8 protein-coding genes and 1 pseudogene are annotated in these 8,479 nt (G+C 64.0%); 7 read left to right on the top strand and 2 right to left on the bottom strand.

From position 1 onward, the window contains the following. Nucleotides 1–692: 692 nt before the first annotated feature. The gene (locus AC1ROW_RS21990) at nt 693–1,841 is read right to left on the bottom strand and encodes a serine hydrolase domain-containing protein (RefSeq protein WP_493021803.1); all 1,149 of its coding nucleotides are present in this window, start codon (nt 1,839–1,841) and stop codon (nt 693–695) included. A gap of 88 nt (nt 1,842–1,929) precedes the next feature. Here AC1ROW_RS21990 and AC1ROW_RS21985 point away from each other — a divergent pair, with 88 nt between their 5' ends. Further along, nucleotides 1,930–2,385, top strand: a complete 456-nt coding sequence (locus AC1ROW_RS21985) for an Lrp/AsnC family transcriptional regulator (protein WP_493021801.1) — start codon at nt 1,930–1,932, stop codon at nt 2,383–2,385. An 845-nt stretch (nt 2,386–3,230) separates the two neighbouring features. On the opposite strand, the gene AC1ROW_RS21980 is transcribed toward AC1ROW_RS21985, so the two are convergent. Then, nucleotides 3,231–3,704 (bottom strand): Lrp/AsnC family transcriptional regulator, encoded by a 474-nt coding sequence (locus AC1ROW_RS21980; RefSeq protein WP_493021799.1) that lies wholly within the window; start codon nt 3,702–3,704, stop codon nt 3,231–3,233. Between the two features lie 161 nt (nt 3,705–3,865). On the opposite strand from AC1ROW_RS21980, the gene leuA reads away from it, so the two are divergent. The 6 genes and pseudogenes from leuA to AC1ROW_RS21950 all read left to right on the top strand — a co-directional run bounded on the left by leuA (nt 3,866) and on the right by AC1ROW_RS21950 (nt 8,422). Then, the gene (gene leuA / locus AC1ROW_RS21975; protein WP_493021797.1) at nt 3,866–5,608 is read left to right on the top strand and encodes a 2-isopropylmalate synthase; all 1,743 of its coding nucleotides are present in this window, start codon (nt 3,866–3,868) and stop codon (nt 5,606–5,608) included. A 243-nt stretch (nt 5,609–5,851) separates the two neighbouring features. Then, nucleotides 5,852–6,061, top strand: coding sequence for a hypothetical protein (locus AC1ROW_RS21970; protein ID WP_493021795.1), 210 nt, complete (start codon nt 5,852–5,854; stop codon nt 6,059–6,061). A 324-nt stretch (nt 6,062–6,385) separates the two neighbouring features. After that, a pseudogene (locus AC1ROW_RS21965) lies at nt 6,386–6,658 on the top strand (hypothetical protein); the annotation flags it as partial. A 134-nt stretch (nt 6,659–6,792) separates the two neighbouring features. Beyond that, a complete protein-coding gene (locus AC1ROW_RS21960; protein WP_493021793.1) occupies nt 6,793–7,050 on the top strand; it encodes a transposase in 258 nt (85 codons plus the stop codon). A 422-nt stretch (nt 7,051–7,472) separates the two neighbouring features. Further along, nucleotides 7,473–7,706, top strand: a complete 234-nt coding sequence (locus tag AC1ROW_RS21955) for a hypothetical protein (RefSeq protein ID WP_493021791.1) — start codon at nt 7,473–7,475, stop codon at nt 7,704–7,706. Continuing rightward, entirely contained in the window at nt 7,688–8,422 is a 735-nt protein-coding gene (locus AC1ROW_RS21950; protein ID WP_493021789.1) for a hypothetical protein, read from the top strand. Before AC1ROW_RS21955 ends, AC1ROW_RS21950 begins: the two co-directional genes overlap by 19 nt. The last annotated feature ends 57 nt before the right edge of the window (nt 8,423–8,479 follow it).

Raw genomic sequence — 8,479 nt, 5'->3', positions numbered from 1 at the left:
CCCCGGTGGCCACGCTGTTCTTTCAGTGGGGCCGTTGTTACTCGGGGTTCGTTACACCACTCTACGGGGCACTACTGTTTTCGATTGCGCAGGGCTGATTAGGATGGCGTAAACCTTGCTTCAATGTGCGGGGTAAATGCGGGGTTGACCCTCTCCACCTACTTGGATTCAGATGCGACCGAAGCCGGCACCGGCGCTTCGTCATCAGGCAGATTGTCCTGACCACTGATTCGCGTCTTGAAATAGTCCATCCACATCGGAAGAACTAGCTGACTGATGTATCACGTCGTTGCATTCGGGTTCATCGTCGGCGAGGTGATCCGTCGTACCACGCGTGAGACAGCGAGTGACCTGTTCCGGTCGATCCTTGCCGACCCGCTTGGGGTGAGTTGCTGGATCGGGCGCCCTTCAGCGCTGGATCCGCGAGTGCGGAGGCGTTCAGCCTGAGGCGATGCGCCGTGGGGGTTCTCGACCGATGCCGCGGAAGTCGGCAACCCGCGAAGACTGGGGATCCAGACGAGGACGCCGCAATACCTTGGCCTAGTCTCTTAGAGGCGTCCTCGCCTTTCTCGAGACAACTGAGGCCCGCCGCGCCGTCTTGTGCGCCTGATCGAACTGGCACAAGCCGATGTCGTCGGGAGAATCCGAATTACCGACGTCGAGCAGTCGCCACGCTTGGCGTCACGCACCCGCTATCGACCCTCGAAGAGTGCCGGCAGCCACCCCAAGCGTGGATCCTCTCGTGCTGGGTGCAGGTCGGTGCAGGTGTAGCCGACGGCGAGCCCCGTCGCCGGGTGGGCGAAGCCTTGGACGCCGCCTGCGCCCCCGTGGCCGAACCAGCCCCTCGGCCACGGCGGCGAGTCCAGCGGGTTCTCCACGGCGAACCCGAGTCCGTAGCATGCGCGCTTTATGGCTGCGGGCCAAACCGTAGGGAGCGTCTGAGTACGGTCTCGCATGGCATATCGGAGAGCCTCATCTGAGAACAAGCGGACACCCCCGACCTCGCCGATCGCCGCCGCATATTCGCGGGCGAGGGCTCGCGCCGACGCCACGCCGTTACTCCCGCCGAGCTCCGCACGGCGGCCGGCGGGTGTGTTGAGAAAGTCGATCACATCACGGAGTGCGTACGCACCAGCGCCGACCTCGTCTACGACGCGATCTCCAGTGGGGACAGGGGCGGTTGGGGTCTCGACGTTCTCGGGAAGATCCGGCCACGGCGTGCGGATGAGGACTCGGTCGTCGTACTCGGCAGGGAGCCCGATCCAGGAGTCGGCGCCCAGGGGACCCGAGATCCGTTCCCGAAACAGGTCGCCCGCGGTTCGACCCGTGGCCCGGCGGATGACCTCGCCGACGAGGAACCCGAACGCGACGGCGTGGTAGGACCAGCGGGTGCCCGACTTCCAGAGCGGCTCGGCGCGCTCGAAGGCATGGATGCATCGATCCCAATCGGCGAGCTCGACCGACTCGATCCCGCTGTCCGACGGCGTCATAGGTGTCCCCGTGGTATGCGTCAGAGCGTGCTCGAGCAGGGTGTCACGCTTGCCATTGGTCCCGTACTCGGGCCAGTAGTAGCTGATGGGTCGACTAGCGTCGAGCACGCCCTCATCGATGAGCATCAGCGCCGTCATCGCCAGTTCGCCCTTAGTCGACGACGCCAACCCCATGAGTGAGTCCGCCTGCACGAGGGCGCCCCGGGCATCGGCGCCACCCCAGAGGTCGACGACCACGGAGTCGCCCTCATAGACGCAGAGCTGCGCGCCACCCGGGATGTCGGCGTGACCGCGCTCGAATGCATCACGCACTCTATCGAAACCGGCGGCGACGGTGCCTCGAACGATCATGGCAACAAGGCTAACACGCCGACTCATCAATTGATCATCAGATCGCCTGGAAGAGTGCCCGTTTGAGCAGGCATTCTATACTTGCTTCGTGGATGTCCCAGGTCTTCTCCCACTGCTTGATCCGATCGACCAGCGTCTCCTCCGGTTGTTGCGCGCGGATGCCCGAATGTCGGTGCGCGGCCTCTCCAGAGAGATCGGCATGTCGGCGGGGGCGGTCGGTGAGCGACTGGAACGGCTAGAGTCACGAGGCGTCATCCTGGGTTACCGCGTCGACGTCGACCCGATCGCCATCGGGCTGGGCCTAGAGGTCCTCTTGGGCATTGAGCTCGAGCGCGGATCCAGCATGGCCAACGTCATCTCGTCGATCCAGGCCTTCCCGGAAGCGGTACATCTCGACCGGACCACCGGACGCTGGGATGCGATCGCACGGTTGGTGCTTCGAGATCAGGGCCACTTTGCCGAGGTGCTCGACCGACCGACATGGGCAGACCCGACCGTGCGGCGAGTGGAAACGCTCATCGTGATCGGCGATCGGCCTCGCTAAGCGGCACCCGCTGAAGTGGGCTGGAGGCGAAGCTGGCGAACTTGGCACAACACGGTGGACAATCGCAACCCTATCGATCCTGACGACCATCGGTCGCCGACTTATGCAATATCGGGCTCCCCAACTCTTGCCGCGGTCACCTAGCCGACAAACGACGTCTGACTGGGAGGAGATCGTAGATCGCAGCGCGAGCCTCGTCGTCCCGAGCGGCGTCACGGATGAGTTGGCGCTGCCGACCTTCGGGGGCCGACACGAAGGTCGTCGTACCGTTCGGAGGCGACCTCGACGCGTCCAGCATTTGAGAGCTCGAACGGACCTCCGGTAGAGCCCGCTGCCACCAGCACCGAGACGGGATGTCACGCCCCGATGGCAGCCGGCCACCGCACACCCGAGGTCTTGCCCTCGGAATCGCGGAACTGCAGGTGGTTTTCTGCGTAACACGTCGAGGACTCGGTCGCTGCCGTCCGCAGGGTCAAACTCGTCGGGGTCGAGGGGCAGGCTCGCTCCATTCTCGATGCCATTTACGACCATGTCCGTCGGCCATACGTCGAACAGCCTCCGAGCAGAGAACACGTCGGCCGCAACGGTTAAACTCGTCAAAATTGCCCGGGTCGCGCTCGTCGAAGGCGTCGAAGTGGCGGCCATGATCGAGAGCAGCCGCACCTTGCGTTCGACCAGGACTCGCCCCGTGAGTCCACCGTGAGTGTCGGGCGGCGCGTCTAACGAGAAGGCGCAGTGCCGACGAAGAGATCGTCGTAGGTCAGGGTCATCGGAGCGATGCCCTCGCGCTTGGCATATGGTGAAGTTCTCTGGTATCTGCTTTAGCCCCGACTGGACGCCTCCGCTCAGAGTTCCGCCCAAGTGGCACGTACCAACGGTGTTACTCGGTACGGGATAACTTCGCGCAGAAATAGGCTTGTCGACGTCCGAAGAATTCCAGGACACAGGCGCACATCCTCAGCGATTCGGTATAGATCATCCGGATCCCGGGCAACGACACGCAGGAGCAGATCGGTTGCACCCGCTGGCGCAAAACATTCCAGCACTTCGGGGACGCGTTCAAGCGCGGCAACCGCAGCATCGATCTGATGCTGATCAACCTCGACCTGAATCGAGGCAGCAACACCCCTTCCAAGTGCAACCGGGCGGATGCGGGTGCTGTTTGGACGAAGGGAGTTCATAACGCCGGAGCGTTCTATGCGGGAGTGGACCGTGCCCCGGGCTAGTCCGAGCTGCTGGGCGATTGCAGCGACGGGGCTCCTGGGGTCGGCATCGAGCGCGAGCAGGATACGCGCATCCGTAAGGTCAAGGATCGTCATAGTGATCAATATTGCCCCATCAATCGTCAGACATTGATCGGATCGTTCAACTTTGAAACCCGTTATTGACAGCACAGGGCGTCCCGAAGAGCATGTACCCGCAGTCGTCATGAGCGAGCGCATTGATGAAGTTCAGTCCACAAGACCGAATCGGGTGACCCATGAAGAACCTTCAGAGGCATTCCGCCATGCCGATCCACAAGTACCGGCCATTCCACGAGCAGATCCGTGTCGATCTGCCTGACCGCACCTGGCCGTCCAACCGCATCACGGTCGCGCCGCGCTGGTGCGCGGTCGACCTGCGCGACGGCAACCAGGCCCTCATCGACCCGATGAGCCCCGAGCGCAAGCGCATCATGTTCGACCTGCTGGTGCGTATGGGCTACAAGGAGATCGAGGTCGGCTTCCCGTCGGCCAGCCAGACCGACTTCGACTTCGTCCGCAGCCTGATCGAAGAGGGCGCCATCCCGGACGACGTCACCATCCAGGTCCTGACGCAGTCGCGCGAGCACCTGATCAAACGCACCTACGAGTCGCTGGTCGGCGCCAAGCAGGCCATCGTGCACCTGTACAACTCGACCAGCATCCTGCAGCGCGAGGTGGTGTTCCGCACCGACCAGGAGGGCATCATCGACATCGCCCTGTCCGGTGCGCGGCTCTGCAAGCAGTTCGAGTCGATGGTGCCCGGCACCGAGATCTACTACGAGTACTCGCCCGAGAGCTACACCGGCACGGAACTGGAGTTCGCCGCCGACATCTGCAACCAGGTGCTGGAGGTCTTCGAGCCCACCCCGGAGCGCAAGGTCATCATCAACCTCCCGGCGACCGTCGAGATGGCGACTCCGAACGTCTACGCCGACTCGATCGAGTGGATGTCGCGCCACCTGAACCACCGCGAGAACGTCATCCTGTCACTGCACCCGCACAACGACCGCGGCACCGCCGTGGCCGCGGCCGAACTGGGCTACATGGCTGGAGCGGACCGCATCGAGGGCTGCCTGTTCGGCAACGGCGAGCGCACCGGGAACGTCGACCTGGTGACGCTGGGCGTCAACCTGTTCACGCAGGGCATCGACCCGCAGATCGACTTCAGCGACATCGATCAGATCAAGCGGACCGTCGAGCACTGCAACCAGCTGCCGGTGGGCGAGCGCAGCCCGTGGGGCGGCGACCTGGTCTTCACCGCCTTCAGCGGCTCGCACCAGGACGCCATCAAGAAGGGCTTCGAGTCGATGGCCGCGCGAGCCGAGCGCGAAGGCGTCACGGTCGACGACCTGGTGTGGGCGGTGCCCTACCTGCCCGTCGACCCGAAGGATCTGGGGCGCAGCTACGAGGCGGTCATCCGGGTGAACTCGCAGTCCGGCAAGGGCGGCGTGGCCTACCTGCTGAAGACCGACCACGCGCTCGACCTGCCGCGCAAGCTGCAGATCGAGTTCTCCGGCGTCGTGCAGGCCAAGACCGACGCCGAGGGCGGCGAGGTGACGAGCGCCGAGATCTGGTCGATCTTCCAGGACGAATACCTGCCGGCCCCGGACACCGACCCCGACGCCAAATGGGGCCGCTTCGAGCTCCTCTCGCACTCTACTTCCGTCCAGGGAAGTGAGGATTTCCACATAGACCTGCGAACACGAGTGGGGGAAGTGGCGCAGCGCGTAACCGGTATTGGCCCAACAAAGGTCTTGGCGTGCTTAGACGCCGTTCGCAGCCTGGGCTTGAATTGCCGAGCGGTAGAGCAGGTGGAAGACGCGACTCAAGGATGGAGTCAGGTATACATAGCCTCCGCCGATCTAAGCAACACCCGGTGGGGAGTGGGTATCTCGGAAGATCTGGACACTGCACGACTTCGCGCACTCTTTTCGGCGTGCAACCGACTATGGCGCGACGAACATGACAATGGTGGATGACTTGCGAGCCATGACCAAGATCAACTTTGGCACCAGCGATTTCTAGCCGATGCGGAGGGCCGTACCTTCTGCTGAACCCCAACTGAGCACCCGGATGGCACCGGTGACCTCCTGCGCGAGGAGGCATCCGGCGATAATCTCCACGCTGAGAGGTCGTTGCGGGCATTCGCGGCTGTTTTGAGGCGCGGGTGCGCTCAGTGCATAGTAGGTCGATGATATCCCGGCCGCGGAGGGGTCGAGCGGATGAAGAACGATCCGACCACTCCACCGAGTGAGATGATCGCCGCCACAAGAAATGCCGCACGGGTGCCTCCCGTCGCCGCTGCCTCGATGGACACTCCGCCGGCCGCGAGAGCCGCTGATCTTACCGACATCACCGCGACGAGCAGTGCCGTGCTGGCCGCGCCGCCGATCTGCTGGAGCGTGCCGAGGATCGCGCTGCCGTGCGAGTGAGCTGCAGTTCGCCATCGTCAACGGCATCGCAAGGAGCGCCCGTGACAGCAGAACACGACGCATGACTCGCCTATCGAACGCGTCAACCACGCCCTCGAGCTAGTCCCCACCGGCATCCTCCTTTTCGGCGTCGGAAACTTCCACCGGTCCTGTCAAGGGATGTATCTCGACCGGCTGCTCTCAACCCGGCCACCTTCGAAGAGTCCCGGCAGTGGAGCATCTGAAAAATCGGATTACTCCCCTGCGACAAGCGAATGCGTGACGCCCTGAGGTCTCCGAGCTACAAATACGCACTCAGCGAACGGGACAGGCTTCCTCGAACGAGTCACCAACCCGTACTTGCGGGAGACCCTCGCGCGCCTGGCGATCCGTACCTCCGACCGCATCCCGAAAATCCTGATTCCGGCCGTTAGAGAGCGGCGCGCACTAGGAGCACCCATTCCGCTCAGCCCAGCCGTCGTCGCCGGCTGGGCTCGGTACGCGGAACTTACGTGCTCGGCGAGCCGCTGCCCTTCCAGGACCGTCAAGGAGAGCAGCGGTCCAAGCTGCCGCGGCCGAGGCTGCGGTCAACGCCGCCGGATTCCTGGACAACCGTGACTGGTGCGGCGTCCTTGGTAAGGATCTGGAGTTCGTCGACGAGTTCGCAGGCGCCTTGAGTGCTTTGCGGGACACGATCGACCCCAGTCCTGAGCAGACCCGCCTTTCCAGGCTCGACGTTCGCTGAGGCCACCATGACCGACGCCTCACCACTGCACGCCTCCAGCGGCAACAACGCCCGGCATCGCCTCAACCGCTCCGGCGACCGTCAGCTCAACCGGGCACTGGACATCGTCGCCCGCGTCCGGATCGCGAAAGATCCAGAGACCCGCGCCTATCGAGACCGGCGCCTGGCCGAGGGCCAATCGACCAGAGAGATCCGCCGCCAGCTCAAGCGTTATATCGCCCGGCAGATCTTCCGAAAACTCACCGCCACCATGACCGCGGCCTGAACCCGGATCCAGTGGGGCCGGCTGCTGCAGGCCACGAACACGGAGCCGCACGGATGCGGCACTGTCATCGCTGAACGGGACGCCTCTCGGCGTGCTGTCTTACCTGATGTTCTTCCCGATCCGGCAGCCGATCATAGCGAGCTACGTCAGCTCCGTTCCCTCGCGCGTTATTTGCAGACTCCACTCGCTGTGCTCCCTGCGCTTAGCAACCACTCGCTCCGGGCACTGCGCTGCCTCGGCCCGCTCTCGATCTTCGTGCCGGAACGGCAAGAAACACGAACGAGAGATTGACGAGAGCACATAGAAGGGTCGCCTTCGCTCCCTGCGGTATTCCACGACCCGGCACTGCGCACGGCTCCCGCTCACCCTCGCTCCCCTTGCCAGACAGGCGAACAAGGACAGTTGAAGGGATCAGGAAAACCATGAGCGAGAACACCACCGTGGCCGGGACCATCGAGCACAACGTGCGCCCCTCCGCACCGATCACCCCCGCATTCGTGCAGTCCATCAAGGAGAACGGGGTCCTCACCCCGTCCTCGGACACCGCAGCGACGACGGAACCGTCACCGTCCGCGCCGGACAGCGCCGCGTCTACGCCGCCCGCGAGGCCGGACTGGCCACGATTCCCGTCTACCTCGTGCAGGCCGACGAGGTGACGGCGGAGCGGATCGTGCAGCAGATGGTCGAGAACGACCAGCGCGAAGCCCTCACCGACGGCGACCGGGCAGCCGCGTTCCAGCAACTCGCGTTCGAAGGACTCTCCGTCACCGCGATCGCCCGCCGAACCGGGACCAAGCACAAGGACGTCAAAACAGCCCTCGCGGTGACCGAGAACCAGGTGGCGGCTTCCGCGATCCAGGAACACCAGCTGACCCTGGATCAGGCGGCGGTGCTGATCGAGTTCGACGACGACGACATCCGTGCCGACCTGATCCAGGTCGCGACCACCGACCCGGCCCAGTTCGCGCACGCGGCCCAGCGGGCACGCGACGAGAAAGCCCGCGCCAAGGTCAAGGCTGAAACGGAAGCCGAACTGATCGAGCGCGGGTACACGATCCTTGAAAGCGATCCCGGCTACTACGACACCGAGTACACCCGAATCAGCGAACTCCTCACCGCCGACGACCAACGCGCCACCATCGACCTCATCGAGAACATCGACGGGCGCGCCGCCCACGTCCGCGTCTACGCGGACGGCGACGCCAACATCAGCTACTTCGTCGCCGATGCGAAGGCGGCCGGCTTCCACACCCACGGTGGCAGCCAAGCCAAGAGCGGTCCGATGACCGAGGAGCAGAAGGCCGAACGCCGCACCCTCATCGCTAACAACAAGGCGTGGGTATCCGCTGAAGTCGTCCGCCGCGAATGGTGAGTTAACTGCACCACCAGCGCGTCGCCACAGCGGGCGATTTCGCGTTGGTAGACCGAT

This window comes from Leifsonia sp. GW821-FHT13C09, assembly GCF_058806435.1.
The sequence above is the reverse complement of the archived record's forward strand: the minus strand, read 5'-3'. Positions and strand labels throughout refer to the sequence as shown.